General features: G+C 72.5%; 19 protein-coding genes. 10 read left to right on the plus strand and 9 right to left on the minus strand.

Annotation, left to right across the window (positions count from 1 at the left end; all coding sequences use genetic code 11):
* Positions 1–67 precede the first annotated feature (67 nt).
* The gene (locus ACFUK0_RS11245; RefSeq protein ID WP_380248589.1) at positions 68–1,282 is read right to left on the minus strand and encodes a pyridoxal phosphate-dependent aminotransferase; all 1,215 of its coding nucleotides are present in this window, start codon (positions 1,280–1,282) and stop codon (positions 68–70) included.
* A gap of 122 nt (positions 1,283–1,404) precedes the next feature.
* Here ACFUK0_RS11245 and ACFUK0_RS11250 point away from each other — a divergent pair, with 122 nt between their 5' ends.
* Positions 1,405–2,121, plus strand: a complete 717-nt coding sequence (locus ACFUK0_RS11250) for a prepilin peptidase (RefSeq protein WP_380248591.1) — start codon at positions 1,405–1,407, stop codon at positions 2,119–2,121.
* A gap of 108 nt (positions 2,122–2,229) precedes the next feature.
* On the opposite strand, the gene ACFUK0_RS11255 is transcribed toward ACFUK0_RS11250, so the two are convergent.
* Positions 2,230–3,846: a chitinase gene (locus tag ACFUK0_RS11255; protein ID WP_380248593.1), complete on the minus strand. Its 1,617-nt coding sequence runs from the start codon at positions 3,844–3,846 to the stop codon at positions 2,230–2,232.
* 403 nt (positions 3,847–4,249) lie between these two features.
* On the opposite strand from ACFUK0_RS11255, the gene ACFUK0_RS11260 reads away from it, so the two are divergent.
* The 4 genes from ACFUK0_RS11260 (at position 4,250) to ACFUK0_RS11275 (ending at position 9,780) form a co-directional block, all read left to right on the plus strand.
* Entirely contained in the window at positions 4,250–5,044 is a 795-nt protein-coding gene (locus ACFUK0_RS11260) for an isoprenyl transferase (RefSeq protein WP_380248595.1), read from the plus strand.
* 363 nt (positions 5,045–5,407) lie between these two features.
* Positions 5,408–6,742, plus strand: a complete 1,335-nt coding sequence (locus tag ACFUK0_RS11265; protein WP_380248597.1) for a PhoH family protein — start codon at positions 5,408–5,410, stop codon at positions 6,740–6,742.
* A 474-nt stretch (positions 6,743–7,216) separates the two neighbouring features.
* On the plus strand, positions 7,217–7,924 hold the full coding sequence (locus ACFUK0_RS11270; protein ID WP_380248599.1) for a lytic transglycosylase domain-containing protein: 708 nt from the start codon (positions 7,217–7,219) through the stop codon (positions 7,922–7,924).
* A gap of 434 nt (positions 7,925–8,358) precedes the next feature.
* Positions 8,359–9,780, plus strand: coding sequence for an AI-2E family transporter (locus tag ACFUK0_RS11275; protein ID WP_380248601.1), 1,422 nt, complete (start codon positions 8,359–8,361; stop codon positions 9,778–9,780).
* 85 nt (positions 9,781–9,865) lie between these two features.
* On the opposite strand, the gene ACFUK0_RS11280 is transcribed toward ACFUK0_RS11275, so the two are convergent.
* Together ACFUK0_RS11280 and ACFUK0_RS11285 are read right to left on the minus strand one after the other, a co-directional pair.
* A complete protein-coding gene (locus ACFUK0_RS11280) occupies positions 9,866–10,408 on the minus strand; it encodes an alkyl hydroperoxide reductase (protein ID WP_380248603.1) in 543 nt (180 codons plus the stop codon).
* A gap of 4 nt (positions 10,409–10,412) precedes the next feature.
* The gene (locus ACFUK0_RS11285) at positions 10,413–10,964 is read right to left on the minus strand and encodes a peroxiredoxin (RefSeq protein WP_073926313.1); all 552 of its coding nucleotides are present in this window, start codon (positions 10,962–10,964) and stop codon (positions 10,413–10,415) included.
* A gap of 201 nt (positions 10,965–11,165) precedes the next feature.
* Here ACFUK0_RS11285 and ACFUK0_RS11290 point away from each other — a divergent pair, with 201 nt between their 5' ends.
* Positions 11,166–12,140, plus strand: a complete 975-nt coding sequence (locus ACFUK0_RS11290; RefSeq protein WP_380248605.1) for a LysR substrate-binding domain-containing protein — start codon at positions 11,166–11,168, stop codon at positions 12,138–12,140.
* A 170-nt stretch (positions 12,141–12,310) separates the two neighbouring features.
* On the opposite strand, the gene ACFUK0_RS11295 is transcribed toward ACFUK0_RS11290, so the two are convergent.
* From ACFUK0_RS11295 to ACFUK0_RS11305, 3 genes are all read right to left on the minus strand, one after another.
* Entirely contained in the window at positions 12,311–14,131 is a 1,821-nt protein-coding gene (locus ACFUK0_RS11295) for a SpoIIE family protein phosphatase (protein WP_380248607.1), read from the minus strand.
* Positions 14,132–14,223: 92 nt separating this feature from the next.
* A complete protein-coding gene (locus ACFUK0_RS11300; RefSeq protein ID WP_380248609.1) occupies positions 14,224–15,051 on the minus strand; it encodes a methyltransferase domain-containing protein in 828 nt (275 codons plus the stop codon).
* Between the two features lie 564 nt (positions 15,052–15,615).
* On the minus strand, positions 15,616–18,594 hold the full coding sequence (locus ACFUK0_RS11305; protein ID WP_380248611.1) for a BTAD domain-containing putative transcriptional regulator: 2,979 nt from the start codon (positions 18,592–18,594) through the stop codon (positions 15,616–15,618).
* Between the two features lie 216 nt (positions 18,595–18,810).
* Here ACFUK0_RS11305 and ACFUK0_RS11310 point away from each other — a divergent pair, with 216 nt between their 5' ends.
* Positions 18,811–19,044, plus strand: a complete 234-nt coding sequence (locus ACFUK0_RS11310) for a hypothetical protein (protein WP_380248613.1) — start codon at positions 18,811–18,813, stop codon at positions 19,042–19,044.
* A gap of 83 nt (positions 19,045–19,127) precedes the next feature.
* On the opposite strand, the gene ACFUK0_RS11315 is transcribed toward ACFUK0_RS11310, so the two are convergent.
* Positions 19,128–19,343 (minus strand): hypothetical protein, encoded by a 216-nt coding sequence (locus ACFUK0_RS11315; protein ID WP_380248615.1) that lies wholly within the window; start codon positions 19,341–19,343, stop codon positions 19,128–19,130.
* A 149-nt stretch (positions 19,344–19,492) separates the two neighbouring features.
* Between ACFUK0_RS11315 and ACFUK0_RS11320 the strand changes: the two genes are divergently transcribed.
* Entirely contained in the window at positions 19,493–20,251 is a 759-nt protein-coding gene (locus ACFUK0_RS11320; protein ID WP_380248617.1) for a GntR family transcriptional regulator, read from the plus strand.
* Positions 20,252–20,319: 68 nt separating this feature from the next.
* Here the strand turns inward: ACFUK0_RS11320 and ACFUK0_RS11325 are convergent, their stop codons facing one another.
* Positions 20,320–21,984: a fumarate hydratase gene (locus ACFUK0_RS11325; RefSeq protein ID WP_380248619.1), complete on the minus strand. Its 1,665-nt coding sequence runs from the start codon at positions 21,982–21,984 to the stop codon at positions 20,320–20,322.
* A 224-nt stretch (positions 21,985–22,208) separates the two neighbouring features.
* Between ACFUK0_RS11325 and ACFUK0_RS11330 the strand changes: the two genes are divergently transcribed.
* Together ACFUK0_RS11330 and ACFUK0_RS11335 are read left to right on the plus strand one after the other, a co-directional pair.
* Positions 22,209–22,877: a DUF1707 domain-containing protein gene (locus ACFUK0_RS11330; RefSeq protein ID WP_380248623.1), complete on the plus strand. Its 669-nt coding sequence runs from the start codon at positions 22,209–22,211 to the stop codon at positions 22,875–22,877.
* A 273-nt stretch (positions 22,878–23,150) separates the two neighbouring features.
* Positions 23,151–23,555 carry a WhiB family transcriptional regulator gene (locus ACFUK0_RS11335; RefSeq protein ID WP_380248621.1) on the plus strand — a complete coding sequence of 135 codons (405 nt, stop codon included), beginning with the start codon at positions 23,151–23,153 and terminating at the stop codon, positions 23,553–23,555.
* Positions 23,556–23,588 lie beyond the last annotated feature (33 nt).

Here is a 23,588-nt window from a genome sequence, read left to right on the forward strand (position 1 = left end):
CGTCCGGATCGGGACTCCGGCCGTAGGCGTGCCGGGATGCGGGCGGGCGGCGGGCGGCGGGCGGAGGCTAGGGCTGGGCGTACCCGCTGAGGAACTCGCCGATCCGGGTCACCGCGTCCGTGATCTCCTCCGCGCGGGGCAGCGTGACGAGGCGGAAGTGGTCCGGTTCGGGCCAGTTGAAGCCGGTGCCCTGGACGAGCAGGATGCGCTGCGAGCGCAGCAGGTCGAGCACCATCTGGGCGTCGTCCTTGATCTTGTACACGTTCGGGTCGAGCCGGGGGAAGGCGTACAGCGCGCCCTTCGGCTTGACGCAGCTCACGCCCGGGATCTCGTTCAGCATCTTGTACGCCGCGTCGCGGGACTCCAGCAGCCGGCCGCCCGGCAGGATCAGGTCCTTGATCGACTGCCGGCCGCCGAGCGCCGCGGCCACCGCGTGCTGGGCCGGCATATTGGCGCAGAGCCGCATCGAGGCCAGCACCGTCAGGCCCTCGATGTAGCTGCCGGCCCGGTGCCGGTCGCCGGAGAGGACCATCCAGCCGGAGCGGAAGCCGGCCACCCGGTAGGCCTTGGAGAGTCCGTTGAAGGTGACGCAGAAGAGGTCCGGCGCGAGGGTGGCCAGCGGGATGTGCTCGGCGTCGTCGTAGAGGATCTTGTCGTAGATCTCGTCGGCGTAGACCACCAGCTGGTGACGGCGGGCGATCTCGACGATGCCTTCGAGGATCTCGCGCGGGTACACCGCCCCGGTCGGGTTGTTCGGGTTGATCACGACGATCGCCCGGGTGCGGTCGGTGACCTTGGACTCCATGTCCGCGAGGTCCGGGTACCACTCCGACTGCTCGTCGCAGCGGTAGTGCACGGCCGTGCCGCCCGCCAGGCTGACGGACGCCGTCCAGAGCGGGTAGTCCGGTGCGGGGACGAGCACCTCGTCGCCGTCGTCCAGCAGGGCGGTCATCGCGAGCTGGATCAGCTCCGAGACGCCGTTGCCGAGGAAGACGTCCTCGACGGTGAGCCCGTGCAGGCCGCGCTCCTCGTAGTGCATGACCACGGCGCGGCGCGCGGAGAGCAGGCCCTTGGAGTCCCCGTACCCGTGCGCGGTGGAGAGGTTGCGCAGGATGTCCTGCAGGATCTCCGGGGGCGCGTCGAAGCCGAAGACGGCCGGGTTGCCCGTGTTGAGCTTGAGGATGCGATGCCCCTGGTCCTCCAGTCGCATCGCCTCGTCGAGCACCGGACCGCGGATGTCGTAACAGACATTGGCGAGCTTGCTGGACTGGATGACCTGCATGCCTGCTTACTTTACGGGGCGGGACCGCTGTGACGGGCGTGTCGTCTGCCACGTGGACAACGCGGCGCGGGCCGCCGGGCCCGAAGCCCGGCCGGTGGCCGCGGGGTGGGAGAGGGGGAGCGGTGGTCGGACTGGTCGTCGGGGCGGTGGCCGCACTGGCGGTCGCGCCGGTGCTGCGGGGGGCGGTCGTGCGGTACGCGGTCCCGGACGGGGAGCCGCTGTGCACGGCCTGCCCGGCCTGCGGGCGGGCGCTGCGGGCACTGGCGCCGACCGGGCGGTGCCCGGGGTGCGGCGGCCGGCTCGGGCCGTGGGCCGGGCTGGTCGAGCTGGCCGCGGTCGCGGCGGCGGTGACACTGCTGTGGGCGGCGGGCCCGCCGCAGGTGCCGGTGCTGCTCTGGACGGGCTGCCTCGGCGTGGTGCTCGCCTTCGTGGACGGACGGGTCCGCCGGCTGCCGGACCCGCTGACCCTCCGGCTCGGGCTGGGCGCCGCCCTCCTGCTGGCGGTGGCCGCGTTCGCGGACGGCCGCCCGGGGGTGCTGCTGCGCTGCCTCGGCGTCGCGCTGGCGGCCTGGGCGCTGTTCGAGCTGCCCGCCTGGTTCGGCCTGATGGGGCTCGGCGACGGGAAGCTGGCGCTCGCGCTGGGCGCCCTGCTCGGCCTGTACGGCTGGGGCACCGCGTTCGGCGCACTCTTCCTGGCCTCGGCGACGGCCGCCCTCTGGGGCACCGGCCGGGCCCTGGCGGCACTGGTGCGGCGGCGTCCGGTCCGCGGCTTGGAACTGCCGTTCGGCCCGTTCATGCTGCTCGGCACGCTGCTGGCGATCGCGCTCGCACAGGTATAGGGGAGGCCGGCGGGAAACGCGAAGCGGGGCCCCCGCACCAGGCCGGTGCGGGGGCCCCGCTGTGGGACGCGCGGGCTCCACCCTCAAGGAGCGGCGCGCCGGGGGGAGTTACGGCATGTTGTGGACGAAGCTGCCCACGTTGTTGGAGAAGTCGTTGGCGTTGGCCGCGTCCCAGTTGGTGGACCAGGTCATCGCGCCGCGGATGGTCGGCCACTTGGCCGGCGGGACGAAGGTGCCGCAGTGGTTGCCGGTCGCCAGGCAGTCCAGCGCGTTGTTGACGACGGTCGAGGAGACGTAGCCGCTGCCCGCGCCCTTGGTGGACGCCGGGACGCCGATGCCGACCTGGTCGGGCCGCAGGCCGCCCTGGATGTGGGTGCAGACCTGGGCGGTGATGAAGTCGATGGTGCCCTGCGAGTAGACCTTGCCGTCGCAGCCGTTCATGCTGCCCGAGTTGTAGAACTGGGTGTTGACGACGGTCAGGATGTCCTTGACGTTCAGCGCCAGCTGGAAGTAGTTGCCGGCCGTGCTGTACATCCCGATGGTCTCGGGGGCCATGGTCAGGACGAAGCCGGAGCCGGCCTTGGCCGCCAGGGTGTGCAGCGACTGCGCCATGTAGGTGGCGTCGACGCCGTTCTCCAGGTCGATGTCGACCCCGTCGAAGCCGTACTGCTGCATCAGCGCGTACGTGTTGTTCGCGAAGGTGGTGGCGGCGGCGGAGTTGGCGACGCTGATCGCGCCGTTCTGGCCGCCGACCGAGAGGACGACCTTCTTGCCGGCCGCGTGCTTGGCGGCGATGTCGGCCTTGAAGTCGGCGTCGGTGTAGCCGCCGAGCGCGGTGGAGAGCTTCGGGTCGAGCGTGAAGCTGATCCCGCCGGGAGTGGTGGTCGCGTCGGCGAACGACACCGCGATGATGTCGTACGCGGACTGCACGTCCTTGAGCTTCTGGACGGTCGCGCCGTTGTCGAAGTTCTGCCAGTAGCCGGTCAGCGCGTGCTTCGGCAGGCCGGTCGCCGGCTGGGTGGCCGTCGCGGTCGCGGTCGGCGAGGCGGTCGCGGTGGGGGAGGCCGTGGCGGTCGGCGACGCGGTGGCGGTGGGCGACTTGGTGGCCGTTGGCGAGGCGGTCGCGGTCGGCGAGGCCGTGGCGGTGGGGGAAGCGGTGGCGGTCGGGGTGACCGAGGGGCTCGGCGAGGCGGTGCCGGCCGGGCCGGTCAGCGTGATGTCGTCCGCGCCGTAGGCGGCCTGGCCGTACCAGCCGTGCACGTAGAGCGTGACACTGCTGGTGGAGGCGCCGGTGGTGAAGCTGGTGCTGAGCTGGTTCCAGCTCGCCTGGTTCGACCAGGTGCTCGGGTCGGTGGCGCCGGTGCCGCTGGCACCGAGGTAGACGTACGGGCCCTGGACCCAGCCGGCCAGCGTGTAGCTGGTGTTGGGGAGCACGGAGACGGTCTGGCGGCACTCGGCGGTGTCCGAGGAGCCCGGGGTCGCCTTCAGGGCGGAGGTGCCCGAGTGGACGGGGGTGCTGACCGCGGCGGTGGTGCCGGTACACGTCCAGCCGGCCAGGCCGCTCTCGAAGCCTCCGTTGACCGCCACGTTGCCGACGGCGGCGCTCGCGCCACCGGCGAAGAGGGCCAGGCCGGTGCCGGCAAGAGCGAGGGCCGTGGTGCCTGCCGCGAGGGCGGGGAGGGTGCGCCGGCGCTTGTGCGCGGGCTGGTTCAGCGTACGGGCCATGGTGGCGTCGCTCCTGTGGGAGGAGGGAGCGGCCGCCGCGGTGGGGGTCGCGGCGGCCGCGTTGTGGGGGAGGGAAGGTCCGCGGAACAGCTGTGGGGGTTGGGGTGGGTGACCGGAGTCACTCGCCCTGGCACACAAGCTGGACTAGACCATTGGGGGTCGTCAAGGACCCTCCGCCCGACTTACGGATCCCTTAAGGAATCGGAGACCGTTCCGTATCCGACCTGACCCAGTGCCCGTTACCTGCCGGTACCTCGTCCGGCGCGATTCCCCGTCCGGACCGTGACGGGACCGGGACCTGCGGCTTTACCACAGGGCACCCGGCGGGAGTAGGCTGCGCCAGGGGCTTGTACGCACGGGTTGTACGCACCCCGAGGATTGAGCACGGAGGGGTCCGGAAACCATGGGTCTGCGCGATGTCGTCGAACGCACGCCGGGTCTGCGCACCCTGCTCGACGGTATGTACGGCGTCTACGGCCGCCGGGTCGAGGTCCACCTCGCCCGTACGCCCCGTCACATCGGCGTGATCCTCGACGGGAACCGCCGCTGGGCCAAGGCCACCGGCGGCACCACCGCCTACGGCCACCAGCGCGGCGCCGACAAGATCAGCGAGTTCCTGGGCTGGTGCGACGAGACGCACGTCAAGGTCGTCACCCTCTGGATGCTCTCCACCGACAACCTCTCCCGGCCCGCCGAGGAGCTCGTCCCGCTGCTCGGCATCATCGAGGACGCCGTCACCGGCCTGGCCGCCGCCCGCCGCTGGAAGGTCAACCCCGTCGGCGCCCTCGACCTGCTCCCGCAGCACACCGCCGACGTCCTCAAGCAGGCCGCCCAGGACACCGCCCACATCGACGGCATCACCGTCAACGTCGCGGTCGGCTACGGCGGCCGGCACGAGATCGCCGACGCCGTCCGATCCCTCCTCCAGGAGCACGCCGGACGCGGCACCTCGATCGAGGAGCTGGCCGAGGTGCTGGACGTCGAGCACATCGCCGAACACCTCTACACCAAGGGCCAGCCCGACCCGGACCTGGTGATCCGCACCTCCGGCGAGCAGCGCCTGTCCGGCTTCCTGCTCTGGCAGAGCGCCCACAGCGAGTTCTACTTCTGCGAGGCCTACTGGCCGGCCTTCCGCAAGGTCGACTTCCTGCGGGCGCTGCGCGACTACCAGCAGCGCAACCGGCGACTCGGGCTCTGACGGGGCGGCGCGCGCGCGTGGGTGTGCGGCCGGGGGTCCGGGGGTTGCCCCCGGGGTGTGGGGTCAGCAGCGCAACCGGCGGCTGGGGCTCTGACGGGGCAGTGCGCGGGTGGGGCCGGGAGGCCCTGACGGGGCCCGCCGGCGGGGCGGGGAGGCTCTGACGGGCTGTGGGACATCCGAAGGGCTGACGTACCCGGGGCCACCGGGGCCAAACGTTCATCAGGAATGATCCGCGACTTCGTCCCGAGGGGAATGCACCACCCCTCGCCTGGGAATACTCGGATCAGACCGGTACCCGGGCCGCCGGGGTCGCGGGGGCCGGTATGCCGCGGGTGACGCAGGGTCATCCGCCCTGGAGGCCTAGTGGTCAGTTCCAAGAGCCGCCGGACACCAGACCGGCGCACGTACGTTCTCGACACCAGCGTGCTCCTGGCAGACCCCCTCGCCATGACGCGCTTCGAGGAGCACGAGGTCGTCCTGCCGGTGGTTGTGGTCACCGAGCTGGAGGCCAAGCGCCACCACCCCGAGCTGGGCTACTTCGCCCGCCAGGCGCTGCGCCTGCTCGACGACTACCGCATCCGGCACGGCCGCCTCGACGCGCCGATCCCGGTGGGTGAACTCGGTGGCACCATCCGGGTCGAGCTCAACCACTCGGACATCTCGATACTGCCGGCGGGCTACCGCATCGGCGGCGGCGAGGCGGACACCCGCATCCTCGCGGTGGCCCGCAACCTGCAGGCGGAGGGGTACGACGTCACGGTCGTCTCCAAGGACCTGCCGCTGCGGATCAAGGCCAGTTCGGTCGGCCTGCTGGCCGAGGAGTACCGGGCCGAGCTGGCGGTGACGTCGGGTTGGACGGGAATGTCCGAACTCGCCGTTTCCGGCGACCAGGTGGACGCGCTGTTCGGCGCGGGCCACGATGCGGCCCTGGAGGTGGACGGCGCCGAGGAGCTGCCCGTCCACACCGGGCTGGTGCTGACCTCGGAGCGCGGCCGGGCCCTGGGCCGGGTCACCGGCGACGGCCGGGTGCGGCTGGTTCGCGGCGACCGGGAGGCCTTCGGGCTGCGCGGCCGCAGCGCCGAGCAGCGGGTCGCGCTGGACCTGCTGCTCGACCCGGAGATCGGGATCATCTCGATGGGCGGCCGGGCCGGCACCGGTAAGTCGGCGCTGGCGCTCTGCGCGGGGCTGGAGGCGGTGCTGGAGCGCCAGCAGCACCGCAAGGTGATGGTGTTCCGGCCGCTGTACGCGGTCGGCGGCCAGGAGCTGGGATACCTGCCCGGGTCCGAGTCGGAGAAGATGAGCCCGTGGGCGCAGGCGGTCTTCGACACCCTCTCCGCCGTCACCACCCCGGACGTGATCGAGGAGGTGATCTCCCGGGGGATGCTGGAGGTGCTGCCGCTCACCCACATCCGCGGGCGCTCCCTGCACGACGCGTTCGTGATCGTGGACGAGGCCCAGTCGCTGGAGCGGAACGTCCTGCTCACGGTGCTGTCCCGGATCGGCCAGGGGTCGCGGGTGGTCCTCACCCACGACGTGGCACAGCGGGACAACCTGAGGGTCGGCCGGTACGACGGCGTGGTGGCGGTGGTGGAGAAGCTGAAGGGGCACCCGCTGTTCGCCCACATCACGCTGACCCGCTCCGAGCGCTCGCCGATCGCGGCCCTGGTGACGGAGATGCTGGAGGACATCCAGCCCTGACAGTGAATCGGACCTAACGGTCATATGCTGTCAATTCCTACCGTGGAGCCCGCCCTTGACCGGGGCGGGCTTCGCGTTTGTCATCACATCGGACCGCCCGCCGTCCAGTGAATGGCAAAATCTCTGCCCCGTTCCGATTGTGAGATCCGCCACGCAGGAGGGAATTGCGCCGGAACGGCCCGGTGCGGCATGGTGAGGTTTCTGTCAGGCCCCGCGTACGGCAAGACAGGGCCCCGTAGCCGGGGTCCGCGTCACCGAAACGGTGACGATGTGTGCGAAAGGCCCGCCAACTCCGGTTGGCGGGAGGACAACTGAAGAACTCGAGCCGTACGCCGCCCGATCAACACGCCCTGCCGCCTCAACCCGGCCGGGCGCCGGGCCAGCACCTCCCGTGACCAGCACCAGCGGAGGGCAGTGCCAAGGGGCATGTTGCGCCCGTACGGTCACGCGTGGGTGATGCTGGAAGGAAACCATGTGACTCGGATCTCGGTCCGGGGAGTCGCTGTGGCCTCCGCCACCGTCGTCACCGCAGTCGGTGCCGTCGCGGGTGTGGCCTCGGGCAGCGAGGGCAAGGCCGCTCAGACGGTCGATGTCGCAGGCGCGACCCTGCTTGCCGACGTCCCCTCAGGCGCCCAGGCGCAGACCATCAGTGACAACTTCAGCCACCAGGCGTCCGCCCAGCAGGCATCCGCCGACGCTGCCGCGAAGAAGGCGGCCGAGGAGGCCGCGCGCCAGAAGGCCGCCGCCGACGCGCAGGCCAAGGCGGACGCGGAGAAGGCCGCCCAGGCGGCCGAGGAGAAGCGGAAGGCCGACGAGGCCGCCGCCAACCGCTCCAAGGCCCGCTCGGCCATGGCCGCCGTCGAGACCGCGGCCCCGGCCGTCAAGGTCGCCGCCGGTTCGGTGCAGGAGATGGCGCAGCAGATCATCGGCAACGACGCACAGTTCCAGTGCTTCAGCCAGATCGTGAAGCGCGAGAGCGGCTGGAACTACACCGCCAGCAACGCGAGCTCCGGCGCGTACGGCCTGGTCCAGGCGCTGCCCGGTTCCAAGATGGCCTCGGCCGGCGCGGACTGGCGCACCAACCCCGCCACGCAGATCAAGTGGGGCCTGGGCTACATGAACAGCCGTTACGGCAGCCCCTGCGGGGCCTGGACGTTCTGGCAGTCGCACCACTGGTACTAGAGCCGGCAGGCTCGTCCGAGGACCCCCGACCGCTTCAGCGGCCGGGGGTCCTCGTGCGTCCGGGGCCTTCGGAGGCGGGCCGCACCGCCCGGGCTGCGCTGACCAGTGCGCACGGGCGGAGCGGTCCTGGGGGCGGACGCGGGGCGCGGGAAGGGGTCCTGGCTGCCTCTCGCACCGGCCGGTCCGCAGACGGTTGGCTCGTTCCTCCGGCCCCTCGTTCGGGTACCTCCCCGGTGCGGGCCGGATGAAACCACCGGTTGGCCCGTGTTTGTGGTGATTTGCGACCGGTTGCCGTCCGGCCGTCGGCGGTGAACCCGGCGGGCAGCCGGAATCCGGGCGCACCGGGCGGGTAGCGTCTTCCTGACGGCCGTGGCGGTACCCACGGCGTACCGCCCGGGACGGCGGTCCGGCGGGGGAGCGGTGGTAGGGGCGAGATGGCACGGCGGGGAAGAGCTTTCACAGCGGCGGCCGCGGGGCTGGCACTGGTCGCCCGCGCGGCCGCCGGCATCGAACGGCGGCGCCGCGCGGCGATCGCCGCCGAACCGGACGGGGCACTCGCCCCCGCCGTGGCCGATCCGGCCGAGTACGTTCCCCCGCCGCGCCGATCCGAGGTCACCGCAGTGTCCGCACCCGAGCCCAGGCCCAGTTCCGACGCCGCGCTGCCCCAGCAGCCCGCCCACACCCCCTTCGGCCGCGAGCTGCACCCCGGCCGGCCGCAGACGCCGGCCGAGGCCGTCCCGTGGGGCCTGCGGGTGGCCGCCGAGTCGACCTGGCGGCTGCTGCTGCTCGGCGCCGCCCTCTACGTGGTGTTCCGCGTGGTCGACATGCTGCGGCTGGTCGCCTTCGCGGTGCTCGCCTCGCTGCTGATCTCCGCGCTGCTGGAGCCGACCGTCTCCTGGCTGCGCCGGCGCGGGGTGCCGCGCTCACTGGCCGCGGCGGGGACGTTCCTGAGCGGCCTGGCCGGGATCGGCCTGGTCGGCTGGTTCGTGGTGTGGCAGGTGACCACCAACCTGCCGTCGGTGACCAAGCAGGTGCAGGACGGCGTGGACCAGCTGCGGGACTGGCTGGTCACCGGGCCGCTGCACCTGACCGAGACCCAGATCACCGACTTCGCCAAGCAGATCTCCACCGCGATCAACGCCAACTCCGAGCAGATCACCTCGGCCAGCATCACCGGTGCGCAGATCGCCGTCGAGGTGCTGACCGCCATGCTGCTGGCGTTCTTCACCACCTTCTTCCTGCTCTACGACGGTGAGCGGATCTGGAGCTGGGTGCTGCGGGGGCTGCCCCGGCAGTCCCGGTACGCGATGGCGGGGGCCGGGCCGAAGGCCTGGGCGACGCTGACCGCGTACGTCCGGGGCACCGTCTGCGTGGCCTTCATCGACGCGGTCTGCATCGGTATCGGGATCGAGCTGCTCGGCGTGCCGCTGGCACTGCCGCTGGCGGTGATCATCTTCCTGGGGGCGTTCGTGCCGCTGGTCGGCGCGCTGATCACCGGCACCATCGCGGTGCTGATCGCCCTCGTCACGCAGGGCCCGTTCACCGCGCTGATGATGCTGGTCGTGCTGGTCGCCGTCCAGCAGCTCGAAGGGCACATCCTGCAGCCGCTGATCCTCGGCCGGGCCGTCCGGGTCCACCCGCTGGGCGTGGTGCTGGGTGTCGCGGCCGGCTCGATCATCGGCGGCATCGGCGGGGCCATCGTCGCCGTCCCGCTGATCGCGGTCATCAACACGGTCGTCACCCACCTGCGTCGCCGTAACGAGGCGGGCCAGGAGGTCTTCGTCGCGCTGGAGGCGGCGAAGGAGGCCGCGGCGGCCCGGGAGGTCACGGCCGGGCAGGCGGCGGTGGAGCCGTAGCCGCGGGGACAGCAGCAGTGCGAACGCCCGAGGGGCCCGCCGGACCGGTGTCCGACGGGCCCCTCGGGCGCTCTGCTGAACCGCGTCAGACGCCGACGCCGGCCAGGACCGCCTCGGAGTCGAGGGTCGCGGCGACGGCCTGCAGGACGGCGGCGATCTTCGCGGAGGTCTGGATGACCTCGCGCTCGACGCCGGCCTTGCGCAGCACGCCCTCGTGCGAGTCGAGGCACTGGCCGCAGCCGTTGATGGCGGAGACCGCGAAGCACCACAGCTCGAAGTCGGCCTTCTCGACGCCCGGGGTGCCGATGATGTTCATCCGCAGCCCGGCCCGCATGCTGCTGTACTCCTTGTCGGAGAGCAGGTGCAGCGTCCGGTAGTAGACGTTGTTCATCCCCATCACGGCGGCCGCACCCTTGGCGGCGTTGTACGCCTCGGGGGTGAGGTTCGCCTTCGCCTCGGGCTCCAGCTCGCGCAGCACCGAGGGGCTGCGGGTGGCCATCGCACAGGCGAGGACGGTGCCCCAGAGCTGCTGGGCGGGGAGGTCGGAGTTGCCGATCACCGCGCTCAGGTTGAGCTTGAGGTCCTTGGCGTACTCGGGGAGTGCCGCCTTCAGTTCGTCGAGGGCCATCGGGTCAGCCCGCCAGGAGCTGGTCGGCGTCGAGGGTGGCCTCGCCCTTGTTCCAGTTGCACGGGCACAGCTCGTCGGTCTGCAGGGCGTCCAGCACCCGCAGGACCTCCTTGGGGTTACGGCCGACGGAGCCGGCGGTCACCATGACGAACTGGATCTCGTTGTTCGGGTCCACGATGAACACCGCGCGCTGGGCGGTGCCGTCCGCGCCCTCGACGCCGCACGCCTGCATCAGCTCGTGCTTGACGTCGGCCAGCATCGGGAAGGGCAGGTCGCGGAGGTCCTTGTGGTCCTTGCGCCAGGCGTGGTGGACGAACTCGGAGTCGCCGGAGACGCCGAGGATCTGGGCGTCGCGGTCGGCGAACTCCTCGTTGAGCTTGCCGAACGCGGCGATCTCGGTCGGACAGACGAAGGTGAAGTCCATCGGCCAGAAGAAGACGATCTTCCACTTGCCCTCGTAGGACTTGTGGTTGATCTCGGCGAAGGCGTTCGCGGCGTCGAGGTCGACACAGGCGTTGAGTTCGAACTCGGGGAACTTGTCACCGATCGTGAGCACGTTCGCTTCTCCTGGGTGTGAGATGTGAGGGATTCTGACCGTATTGCCTATGATTCGGCAGGTTCGGACAGGCTCCACCGTGCCACAGTGGGTACTGATCACAGAAATAGCCAGACTCGATGTGACTGATCGGAGAGAGCTATCAATACCCCGGACTCCAAGCCCCGCCCGGACCGCCCGCGCAAACCCGCCGGCGGTGTGGTGAGCGGCACAGCGGGCAACGGCCCGCGCGGGCCCCGGACACCCACGGTCGCCCAGCTCAGGGCCTTCGTGGCGGTCGCCGAGCACCGGCACTTCCGGGAGGCCGCGGCAGCCACCGGCACCAGTCAGCCGGCCCTCTCCGGATCGGTCGCCGCACTGGAGGAGTCACTCGGCGCGCAGCTCGTCGAGCGTACGACGCGCCGCGTCATCATCACCCCTCTGGGCGAGCGCGTGCTCGATCACGCGCGCCGGGTGCTCTCCTCCCTGCACGCCCTCACCGAGGAGGTCGAGGCGGCCCGCCGCCCGTTCACCGGCCCGCTGCACCTCGGCGTCATCCCCACCGTCGCGCCCTACCTGCTGCCCGCCGTCCTGCGGCTGGTCCGCGAGAGCTACCCGGAGCTCGAGCTGCACGTCCACGAGGAGCGCACGCCCTCCCTCCTGGAGGGGCTGGCGGGCGGGCGCCTGGACGTCCTGCTGCTCGCCCTGCCCTCCGGCGGCGGCTCTCCCACCCGCGACATCCCGCTCTTCGACGAGGACTTCGTCCTGGTCACCCCGCCCGGCCACCCGCTGGCCGGCCGCGTCGACGTCCCGCGCGACGCGCTGCTCGACCTGGACGTCCTGCTGCTGGAGGAGGGCCACTGCCTGCGCGACCAGGCGCTGGACATCTGCCGCGAGGCCGGCAACGAGCGGGCCGGCGGCAGCACCCGCGCCGCCGGACTCTCCACCCTCGTCCAGCTGGTCGCCGGCGGCCTCGGCGTCACCCTGCTGCCGGTCACCGCCCTCGACGTGGAGGCCGGCCGCACCGACCGGCTCGCCGCCGTCCGCTTCGCCGCCCCCGCGCCCGGCCGCCGGATCGGCCTGGCCACCCGGCCCGGATCCGCCCGCACTCCCGAGTACGACCGCTTCGCGGAGAGCCTGCGCGGCGCCCTGCGCGGGCTGCCGGTCCGGATCGTCGAGCAGGCCGACGGGCTCTAGGGCGCGTCTTCGAACTTCCGTCTGCCGGGCGGTGTTGGGGCACGCACCTCGCCGCGTTGTCGTCAGTCGCCAATACTCCGCATTGGGCTCCCTCCTCCGCCTTGCGATGCACGCACCCCAACACCGCCCGGCCGCCCTACGGGCGAACAACGGAAGTTTGAAGACGCACCCTAGGGGAGCCGCTGCTCGAACCAGACGACCTTGCCCGCGCCGAGCCGGGTCGCACCCCAGCGGTCCGCGCAGCGGGCGACTATCTGCAGGCCGCGGCCCCGCTCGTCCTCCGGGCCGGCCCGGCGGCGCCGGGGCAGCAGCGGGCTGTCGTCGCCCACCTCGCAGCGCAGCCGGGAGGTGCGCACCAGGCTGAGCGTCACCGGGCGGGTGGCGTGCTGGACGGCGTTGGTGACCAGCTCGCTGACCATCAGCTCGGTCGGCTCGATCAGGTGGTCCAGGCCCCAGCGGCGCAGTGTGTGCGTCGCCAGCCGGCGGGCCCGGCCGGGGGTCTCGTGCCGGGGCTGGAGGTACCAGTGGGCGACGTCCTCGGCGGGGATGCCGTCGAAGGAGGCGGCGAGCAGGGCGATGTCGTCGCCGCGGTCGCCGGGCGGCAGGATCCGCAGGGCGTCCTGGCACAGGTGCTCGGGCGAGTGCCGGTGGGCGCTGGCGAGGCGGGCCCGCAGCAGTTCCAGTCCGGTGCCGATCGGGCGGCGGCGGCTCTCCACCAGGCCGTCGGTGAACAGCAGCAGGGCCGAGCCGGGCGGCGCGGGCAGCTCCACCGAGGAGAAGTCGACGCCGCCGACGCCGATCGGGGCGCCGGAGGGCAGTTCGAGCAGCTCGGTCCGGCCGTCCGGCTGGATCATCACCGGCGGGACGTGTCCGGCGTTGGCGAGCACCACCCGGTTCGCGATCGGGTCGTAGACGGCGTACACGCAGGTCGCCAGGTGCTGTTCCCGGCCGAGCCGCTGGGCCTGTTCGTCCAGGTGGTAGAGCACCTCGTGCGGGGGCAGGTCGAGGGCGGCCAGGGTCTGGGCGCTGGTCCGCAACTGGCCCATGATCGCGGCCGAGGTGAGCGAGTGGCCCATCACGTCCCCGACGATCAGCGCGACCCGGTTGCCCGGCAGCGGCACCGCGTCGTACCAGTCCCCGCCGACCTGCGCGCCGCGCTCACCGGGCAGGTAGCGGTGGGCCAGCCGGACGCCGTGCGGCTGCGGCAGGTGGGTGGGCAGCATGCTGCGCTGCAACTGGTCGGCGATCTCCCGCTCGTGGGAGTAGCGCAGGGCGGTGTCGACGGCCAGGCCCGCCTGGGTGGCGAGGTGGGAGGCGGTCGCCGTGTCGGCGGCGTCGAACCTCCCGTGGCCCGCCGGTGCGCCGTCGGCCGGCTCCTTCGGCGGCCGGCGGATCAGTACCAGCAGGCCGAGCACCGCCTTGCGGCCCCGCAGCGGCAGGGCCAGCACGGAACTGCCGGCGGCGAGCCGGCCCAGCGTGCGGACGCCGTACAGCTCGCCGAGCAGTGCCCGCGCGCGGGCGTCGCCGTCGGTGCCGAGGACGGCCGGGACGGCGGGCTCCCGGCGGAGCATCGCGCGGGCCAGCGCGCCGCCCGGGGGTACCGGCGTGACGGGGCCGTCGACGGCCCGGCCGCCGATCCGGGTGCCCTGGCTGTGCTGGACGCGCAGCGCGGTCGGGCAGCCGGGGTCGCGTTCGATGTTCGGCAGCGGTGTCCGCAGGTGGACGACGGCGGCGTCGGCGACCGCGGGGACGAGCACCCGGCAGAGGTTGCGCAGGGTGGAGGCGAGGTCGAGGGCGCTGTTGATCCGGCGGGTCGCGGCCTCCAGGTAGGCGAGCCGTTCGGCGATCAGGTCGGCGGCCTCGGCGCTCTCCGCCCGGCCGGAGCCGGCCCCGGGCCGCTCGGTGAGCAGGGCGTCGGCTGCCGGGGGAGGCCGCCGCTGCGAAGGCACGGCGGCCGGCTGGCCGGCCTCGGGGTTGAGCTGGTCGCGCACGGCTGCCTGTCCTGGGAAGTAGGGGAGCGGGGAGTGGGAGGGAACGGATGCCCGGGCGCGTTCCGGTTCGCGGTGGCTGGTTTCGTCCGGTCTCAGTTCGTGCGCCGACAGCGCAGGAAGAGTTGCTCCTCCGGGGGCAGCGACGTGCTCGCGGGTGCGTACGGCAGCCCGAACTGCTCCTCGACGGTGAACCCGGCCTCCACCAGCACCCGGGTCAGATCCTCCCGCAGATAGCCGCTGATTCTCAGCGTGGTGCCGAGGAACGGCAGGACGACGTGGTCGAGATCGGCCTCCACCATCCCGAGGGCCAGCAGGCCGCCGGGTCGCAGCAGCCGCCGGATCCGGGCCAGGACGACCGGTATCTCGTTCTGCGGCAGCAGGATGAGGGAGAAGAACGCGGTGACGGCGGCGAACCGGCCGGCCCCCTGCGGGCCGAGCCAGGGTGTGCCCCAGGCTGCGCCGGCCCGGTCGGTCGCCAGGTCGTACATGTCGATGCGCTCGTAGCGGGCCGGCGCACCGGCGCGGCGGGCCAGGGCCAGCATGCCGTCCGAGAGGTCGATGCCGGTGACGTCCAGGCCGCCGGCCGCGAGTTGGCGGACGGTCGGCTCGCCGGTTCCGCAACCCACGTCGAGCACCCGGGCGCCGGGCTCCAGCTCGCCGAGCAGCCACTCGCCGCAGGCCAGTTGGCCGCCCTTGGCGGGGAACGCCTCGCTGTAGCCGGTGCCGATGCTGTCGAACGCGACGGCCTGCAGGGCGCGTTCGCCGCGCCGGCGGAGTTCGTCCTCGCCGCCGCCCCTGGGGCCGGCCGGCCCGGCGGCGGTGGGGCCGGGGGCGGACGTGCAGGGCCGCGCGCTCTTGCGCGTGGCCGTGTCACCCGCCCCGGCAGAGGGGGGCGGGTCGGAGATCTGTCCGGTCGTCACGATTGAGAGGCACCCTTCCACCCTGGCCGCCGGTCGGCAGTACGAGGCCCGGGTGCCGCCTTCACCGGCACCGTACTTCTTCGCCGGCCTCCTGCCGGTGGCGGTCCGTCACGCTCCCCCGCGTCACTTCGTGTTGTGCTGACCTGCCGGACCGTGCCCGGCTCCGTGGTGCTCTCCCGACTGACCGTCCGTCCGCCGTTGTCCACCGCGTGTGCAGTGCCTGGTGTATGCACTGATCTCTGAGAATATGCGTGATCACTGCGCTGTGGGGTCCCTTTTTGGCCAACTCGCTCTCACCAGGGCGAATACGGCCCCGGACGCGGCAGCGCGCAGAAGCACCCCGGGGTGGTGCGGACGTGCGCCGCACGCCGCGTGGCGCGCCCGGCCGACCGCTCCGACCTGCGGTTCCCCGGATCGCACCGGCGTTTATCGAACGTCAATCGGCGCGGTGCACAGTGGGTCCAGCGCCGGGGAAGCGTCGACGGTGTTCCCGCAGCCGGGGGGCTGCGGGGACACCGGGCGCGGGCCGGGGGGCCGCACCTGTCGGGGGACGGGGCGGGACGGCTACGGCGCGGGGGGTGAGGCGGGCTCGGTGTGCTGCTGCTGTCCGGAGATGAGGTCCAGTACGGGGGAGGCCTCAGGCACACCGAGCCGCGTGAAGATCGCGTACGCCTCCTGCAGGCACGCCAGCCCGCGCGCGGGCTGCGCGAGCCGCAGCAGGGCCTCGCCGAGCACCGCGTTGGCGAGGCCCTGGCAGTACGCGGCGTCCAGCTCCTGGGCGATGGCGAGGGACTCGTCGGCGGCCTCGGCGGCCTCGGGGAACTGCTGGTCGGCCAGCAGGCTGGCGGCCAGCCGGGTGAGGGAGTAGGCCTCCCAGAGCCGGTTCTGCTGCGCCTGGTAGAGCTGGTGGGCCTCGCGCAGATAGGTGCCGGCGTCGCCGACCGCGCCGGTCGAGGCCAGGATGACGCCGAGTTGGTAGAGCGTGTCGGCCAGGCAGGGCCCGCTGTCGGAGATGCGGGCGGTGGCCACCGCCTCCCGGACGGAGCGTACGGCCGCCTCGGTGTCCCCGACGTCCAGCTGGGCGCGGGCGATGTTGCCGAGCAGGCGGGCCTCGCTGCTGGTCGCACTGATGGCCCGGGAGATGACCAGCGACTGCTCGAAGAAGGGCAGTGCCTCCGCGGGGCGGTTCGCGATGCTCAGCATGATGCCCAGCAGGTTGGCGGCCATCGAGCGCAGCACGGTCGCGGTGTCGTCCCCCTGGAGCCGCAGGCTCTCCCGCAGCGACCCCTCGGCGCTCTGGAAGTCGCTGGTCACGTGCTGGAGGAAGCCCTGCGCGTAGCGCACCCGGGCCAGGACGGCGGTGTCGTCGTGCGCGCGTGCGCTCCGGTCCGCGGTCTCCAGGACCTGCCGGATGCGCTGGCCGTGGGTCGGGTCCTCCACCATGCTGTCCAGCACGATCAGCAGGTCCACCGCGGGGCGGAGCAGTTCGGGGGGCCCCTGGACGGCCGCCTCGACGCTGCTCAGCAGCAGGGCCATCTCGGACCGCAGCCAGTTCCGCGCCTCGGCTCCCGTGCCCAGCGCGAGGCCGGCCGAGGACAGCGGGTTCAGCGGCTCGGGCCGCATCTCGTCCGGCTCGATGGCCTTGGCGGCGTTCAGCAGGGTGGCCAGCAGCAGGTCCAGCAGCCGGCGCAGTGCCGACTCCTGCTCCTCCACCGTCCGGAGCTTCTCGTTCTGTCGCTGGGCGTACAGCCGGAGCAGGTCGTGGTACCGGTAGCGGCCGGGGCTGAAGCACTCCAGCATGTTGGCCTCGACCAGCGACTCGGCCAGCTCCTCCGTCCGGTCCTCACCGGCACCGAGCAGCGCCGCCGCGGAACTGAGCGGCAGATCGGGGGAGTCGACCAGCGACAGCAGGCGGAAGGCACGCGCCTCGGCGGGCTGGAGCTGCCCGTAGCCCAGTCCGATGGTGGTCTCCACCGCCAGGTTGCCCAGCTGGAGCTCTGCGAGGCGGCGCCTCTGGTCCGCTAACCGGCGAGCCAGGTCGGAGACGCTCCAGCGGGGGCGACTGGCCAGGCGGGCGGCGGCGATCCGGACGGCGAGCGGCAGGAACCCGCAGGCGGTGACGACGGCGAGGGAGGCCTCGGGCTCCGCGTCCACCCGCTCCTGGCCGATGATGGCCGAGAAGAGCGCCAGGGCCTCCTCGGTCGTCAGCTCCTCCACGTCGACGAGGTGGGCGCCGGGGATGCCGGCCAGCCGGGAGCGGCTGGTGGCCAGCACCGCGCAGCCCGACACACCGGGGATCAGCGGCGTCAACTGGCTTGCGTCCTGGGCGTTGTCGAGCAGGATCAGCATCCGGCGGTTGGCCAGCAGGGAGCGGTAGAGGGCGGCGCGCTGGTCGAGGGAGTCCGGCGCCTCGGTGACCCCGAGGGAGTAGAGGAAGTCGCCGAGGACCACGGCGGGGTCGGCCGGCATGGCACCCGCCCCGCGCAGGTCGACGTAGAGCTGTCCGTCCGGGAACTCGCTGCGGACGCTGTGTGCGACGTGCACGGCCAGGGTGGTCTTGCCGACCCCGCCGATGCCGGCCAGGGAGGTGACCACCACCGCCTGGCCGGCCGCCTTGCGCAGGACCTCGCGCAGCTCGCCGGCCAGCTCGGTGCGTCCGCTGAAGTCCGAGATGTCGGCGGGGAGCTGGGCAGGCGGCGTGAACGGGCTCTCCTCCCGGCCGCCGGCCGGCGACTCGGGCGGGACGGCCGGCATCAGCGTCGGGTCGGCGCCGAGGATCCGGGCGTGCATGGCCGCGAGGCCCGCGCCGGGTTCCACGCCCAGTTCGTCGATCAGCAGCTTGCGGGTGTCGGAGTACACACCCAGGGACTCGGCCTGCCGCCCGCACCGGTAGAGCGCGAGCATCAGAAGTTCGCGCAGCCGCTCGCGCAGCGGGTGTTCGGCACTGAGGGAGCTCAGCTCGGCGACGACCTCGGCGTGCAGGCCGATGTCCAGGGCGGCTTCGCAGCGCTCCTCCCATGCGGTGACATGGAGTTCGGCGAGCCGGAGCCGCTGGGACTCGGCGTACGGGCCGGGCACCCCGGCGAGCGGCCGGCCGCGCCAGAGCCCGAGGGCGGACACCAGCAGGCGGTGCGCCTCGCGCCGGTCGCCCGCGGTGCCGGCGGCGGTGGCCTCCGCGACCCCGGCGTCGAACACCGACAGGTCGAGTGCGTCGGGCGACACCCGCAGGGCGTATCCGTCACTGACGGAGATGAGCAGTTCGGCCGGGGCCCGGGTCTCGCGGTTGGGCTCGATGACGGTCCGCAGCCTGGAGATGTACGTGCGGAGGGCGGCGATGGCCTGCGGCGGGGGCCGGTCGCCCCAGAGGCCGTCGACGAGGTCGTGGGTGCCCACCGGGCGGCCGCGCCGGAGCAGGAGCGCGGTCAGGACGGCTTGTTGCTGGGGTGACCCCAGGGACAGGGCCTGCTCGCCCCGCCAGGCCTGGACCGGTCCGAGCACCTGGAAGCGCAGCGCAGCGGGGTGCGGCGTTTCCCGAAGCTCCATTGTCATCCCCCGATGGCCAGTGGCGGTCTCCCCGTTCAGGGCACTCGACGGTCCGCCGTAGCCTCGACAGTTTAGGCGGAGGGAGGCAAGCGGTGGAGACGCACAGCAGCGACGCGATGTTTATAGGACATTTAACGATCCCTACGATACTGGCGGGCAACCCGGCCGATCCGGTCGGGCCGGACACGATCTGATGACTCGAAAGGCGGCCCGATCATGGCCAGCAACGACAGCACGACCGCAGAGGCGACGGCCACCCCGGCCGAGGCCGTTCTTCCGGCGCAGAACCTGGTGGCGGCTTCTGAGCAGACCGAGTACGTTCCGTCGGCCGAGGACGTGCTCCCCGAGGGCCTCGACGGTCTGATCGGTGCCGAGCCGGATGTCGAGCCGGTTCCGGCGGACGGCGCCAAGCCGTTCGAGCCGCTCGGGGTCATCACCAACCGCCCGTAGCCGTCGTGTCGTTACGACGCCTGCGAGTCCTCCGCGCCCCGTGCCACGTCCGTGGTGCGGGGCGCCGTGCGTCCGGCGGCGGGTCAGCCGGCCTGGGCGTGCGCCTGCGGGCCGTCGCCGGCCACGGCGCGGATGTGCTCGGGGCGGGCCGTCCACTCGATGCCGCCGCCCGGCGGCCGGAGGTAGAGCTGGCCGCCCTGGGTGCCCATGTAGACGCCGTCGCGTCCGGTCCGGTGGTCGTGCACGAGTTCGCCCAGGTGCGGCCGGTGCGGGGGGTTGGCGTGGGGGTGGGTGCTCATGGCCTGCTCCTTGCCGTGGGGCGTGCACATGCCGACGCTCTCAGCCTCTCTAGAGAAGCATCAGATCTCTAGATATGTCAACGGGTCCGACGGCTCGTCTTCCGGCGCGGTCCCGCCGTAAGATGTCTAGAGAGGAATGGGGGCAGTCGATGGCCAGTACCAGCGGCGGCAAGCAACCGAAGTACCAGCAGATCGCCAACGCTCTCAAGGCGGGCGTCGACGCCGGCGAGTACCGCCCCGGCGACCGGCTGCCGGGCGAGAACGACCTGATGGAGACGTACTGCGTGGCCCGCATGACGGCCCGTCAGGCCCTCGGTGTGCTCCAGAACGAGGGCATCGCCGAGGCGCGCAAGGGTGCCGGCGTGTTCGTCCGCGACTTCCGGCCGCTGCGCCGGCGGGGCATCCAGCGCCTCGCGCAGGAGCAGTGGGGCTCGGGCCGCTCGATATGGTCCGCGGACACCGACAACCGGACGCTGGTCGTCGACCAGGTCTCGGTGACCGCCGAGGCCGCACCCGAGCAGGTGGCCGGCGTCCTCGGCGTCGAGCCGGGCGACCCGACCTGCGTGCGCCGCCGCCGGTTCGTGCTGGACGGGAAGCCCGTCCTGCTCTCGACCTCCTACCTGCCGGCCGGGCTGGTGGCGGGCACCGCCATCACCCGTGAGGACACCGGCCCGGGCGGCACGTACGCGCGGCTGGCCGAGATCGGTGCGAAGCCGGTGCACTTCCGCGAGGAGGTCCGCTCGCGGATGCCCGGCACGGACGAGAGCGCCCGGCTAGGACTGTCCGCCGGGACACCGGTGATCCTGATCTGCCGCACCGCCTTCGCGGAGGAGGGCCAGCCGGTCGAGGTGAACGAGATGGTGCTCGACGCCGCCTCGTACGTGCTGGAGTACGACTTCGACGCCTGAGGCGGCGGTGACGGCGCGTGGGGCGGGTGTCCCGGCCCGCGCGCGGGCCGGGACACCTCACCTCACCGCTACTCCGCCGAGCGGATCCGCAGGCTGGTGATCAGCGGGCCCTCGGTGGTCTCCCGGAAGAAGTCGTTGCCCTTGTCGTCGACCACGACGAACGCGGGGAAGTCCTCGACCTCGATGCGCCAGACGGCCTCCATGCCCAGCTCCGCGTACTCCAGCACCTCCACCTTCTTGATGCAGTCCTGGGCGAGCCGGGCGGCCGGGCCGCCGATGGAGCCGAGGTAGAAGCCGCCGTGCGCGGCGCAGGCGTCGGTGACCTGCTTGGAGCGGTTGCCCTTGGCGAGCATGACCATCGAGCCGCCGGCGGCCTGGAACTGGTCGACGTAGGAGTCCATCCGCCCGGCCGTGGTCGGGCCGAACGAACCGGAGGCGAAGCCCTCGGGGGTCTTGGCCGGGCCGGCGTAGTAGACCGGGTGGTCCTGGAGGTACTTGGGCATGCCCTCGCCGGCGTCCAGCCGCTCCTTGATCTTGGCGTGGGCGATGTCGCGGGCCACCACGAGCGTGCCGCTGAGCGAGAGCCGGGTCTTCACCGGGTACTTGGACAGCTCGGCGCGGATCGCGGACATCGGCTGGTCGAGGTCGATCCGGACGACGTCGTCGTCGAGGTGCTCGTCGGTGGTCTCCGGCAGGTACTTCGCCGGGTCGGTCTCCAGCTGCTCCAGGAAGACGCCCTCGGCGGTGATCTTGCCCAGCGCCTGGCGGTCGGCCGAGCAGGAGACGGCCATCGCGACCGGCAGCGAGGCGCCGTGCCGCGGCAGGCGGATCACCCGCACGTCGTGGCAGAAGTACTTGCCGCCGAACTGCGCGCCGATGCCGATCTTCTGGGTCAGCTCGGTGACCTTGGCCTCCAGCTCCAGGTCCCGGAACCCGTGGCCGGCGGCGGAGCCGGTGGTGGGCAGCTCGTCCAGGTAGTGCGCGGAGGCGTACTTGGCCGTCTTGAGGGCGAACTCGGCGCTGGTGCCGCCGACCACGATCGCCAGGTGGTACGGCGGGCAGGCCGCCGTGCCGAGCGAACGGATCTTCTGCTCCAGGAAGTTCAGCATCGAGGCCTCGTTGAGGATGGCCTTGGTCTCCTGGTACAGGTACGACTTGTTGGCGCTGCCGCCGCCCTTCGCCATGAACAGGAACTTGTACGCGTCGCCGTCGGTCGCGTACAGCTCGATCTGGGCGGGCAGGTTGCTGCCGGTGTTCTTCTCGTCCCACATGGTCAGCGGGGCCATCTGCGAGTACCGCAGGTTGAGCTTGGTGTAGGCGTCGAAGACGCCGTGGGCGATCGCGGCCTCGTCGCGGCCCTCGGTCAGCACGTTCTGGCCGCGCTTGCCCATCACGATCGCGGTGCCGGTGTCCTGGCACATCGGCAGGATGCCGCCGGCCGAGATGTTGACGTTCTTCAGCAGGTCCAGCGCGACGAAGCGGTCGTTGGGGCTGGCCTCGGGGTCGTCCAGGATGCGGCGGAGCTGGGCGAGGTGCGCGGGGCGCAGGTAGTGCGAGATGTCGTGCATCGCCTCGGCGGTGAGCAGCCGCAGGGCCTCGGGCTCGACCCGGAGGAAGCGGCGGCCGCCGGCCTCGAAGGTGGAGACGCCCTCGGAGGTGATCTTGCGGTAGGGGGTGGGGTCCGCACCGAGGGGGAGCAGGTCGGTGTAGTCGAACTCTGGCGTGGGAGCCATGGGGGCGGTCCTTAAGGGTGATCCGGCTGCGGCGGCGAAGCACCCTCAAGGGTAGGCGGCGGTCGAACCGCGCACGCGCACAGGTCTGCCTGCGTGATCCGCGTCACGGGAAACAGGGGGAACTGTCGTTCGGCAGCGGCCCCGTTGACTAGTCTTTGCGCGTGGACAACTCGCCGTCGCTGGACGACCAGCCGCAGGACGACCAGGGGCAGACGCCCGTACCGATGACGAAGGCCGCGGCCGTGCCGGCGGCCTCCGCGGCCCCCGTGGCCGAGGCCGAGATGCGGGCCTCGGACGCCGACCGCGAGCGGGTCGCCGAGCTGCTGCGCGACGCGTACGCCGAGGGCCGGCTCGACGCGGACGAGCACGCCGAGCGGATCGGGGCGGCGTACGGCGCCCGGACGCTCGGCGAACTGGCGCCGCTGACCCGGGACCTGCCCGCGCACCGGTCGGTCTCCTTCGAGAAGCCCGTGTCGGAGGCGCCGCGGCCCGCCCCGCTGCCGCCGGCCCGACAGGAGGCGCCGACGATGCTGGCGGTCTTCGGCGGGGCGTCCCGCAAGGGCCGCTGGCGGGTCGGTTCGCGGCTGCGGGCGGTCGCGGTGTTCGGCGGGGTCGAGATCGACCTGACGGACGCGGTGTTCGAGTCGCCGGAGGTGGTGATCGAGGTGACCGCGATCTTCGGCGGCGTCGACATCAAGGTGCCCGAGAACGTCAGCCTGCACGGCAGCGGGGTCGGGATCTTCGGCGGTTTCGACGTCCGGGAGCAGACCGCCGCCGACCCCTACGCGCCGCTGGTGCGGGTCAAGGGCGCCGCGGTGTTCGGTGGTTGCGAGGCCAGGCCGCGCAAGGGCAAGAAGCTGAAGGAGTGGGTCCGCAAGCAGCTCGACGGCTGAGGCCGCGGCCGCGCGGGCGGGGCGGACGGACGGGCCGGCAGCACGGTCCGCCAACTCCCTGCGGTGCACTCGGGGTTGCCCCGAGTGCACTGTGTAGTCGGTTGCGTGCGGTGTGCATGAATCGCGGCGCGGCGGGGTAGTTCCTCACGCACATCGCTTCTTGTACGGCTGTGACACCGGAGTCGGCCTGGCCGCCCCGGGGGGTGAAGCACGGGGCAGCCGGGCAGGGACGCGACCCTGCCCCCGAGTCTTGAGCCTTGTCAGGAGTCCGCCGTGCTGCATCCGATCGAGTCCCGCGCCATCCGTCCCGTCGCCGCCGCGCCGCAGCCCGCGTCGTCGCAACTGCGCGCGCAGCCGCAGCCGCAGGCACACGACGACGACAATCCGTGGCACACGGGTGCGGCCTGTTGCCGGGACGAGGCCGGGCTGTTCTTCGCGCCGTCCAAGGAGCCGACGGCGGCCCGGCTCGCGCGCGAGGAGCAGGCGAAGCGGGTGTGCGCGCGCTGCCCGGTGCTGCTGGAGTGCCGGGAGCACGCGCTGGCCCAGCCCGAGCCGTACGGGGTGTGGGGCGGGCTGACGGCGGCCGAGCGCCGGGTGGTGCTGGCCCGGCGCCGGCGCCGGGACGTGGAGCTGCGGGAGGCGGCCCGGGTGCCGGCCGCCCGGCGGATAGCGGGCTGAGCGCCGCCGGCGCCCGCACCCACGGACGGCAGC

This window comes from Kitasatospora sp. NPDC057223 (assembly GCF_042669755.1).
GTDB lineage: Bacteria > Actinomycetota > Actinomycetes > Streptomycetales > Streptomycetaceae > Kitasatospora.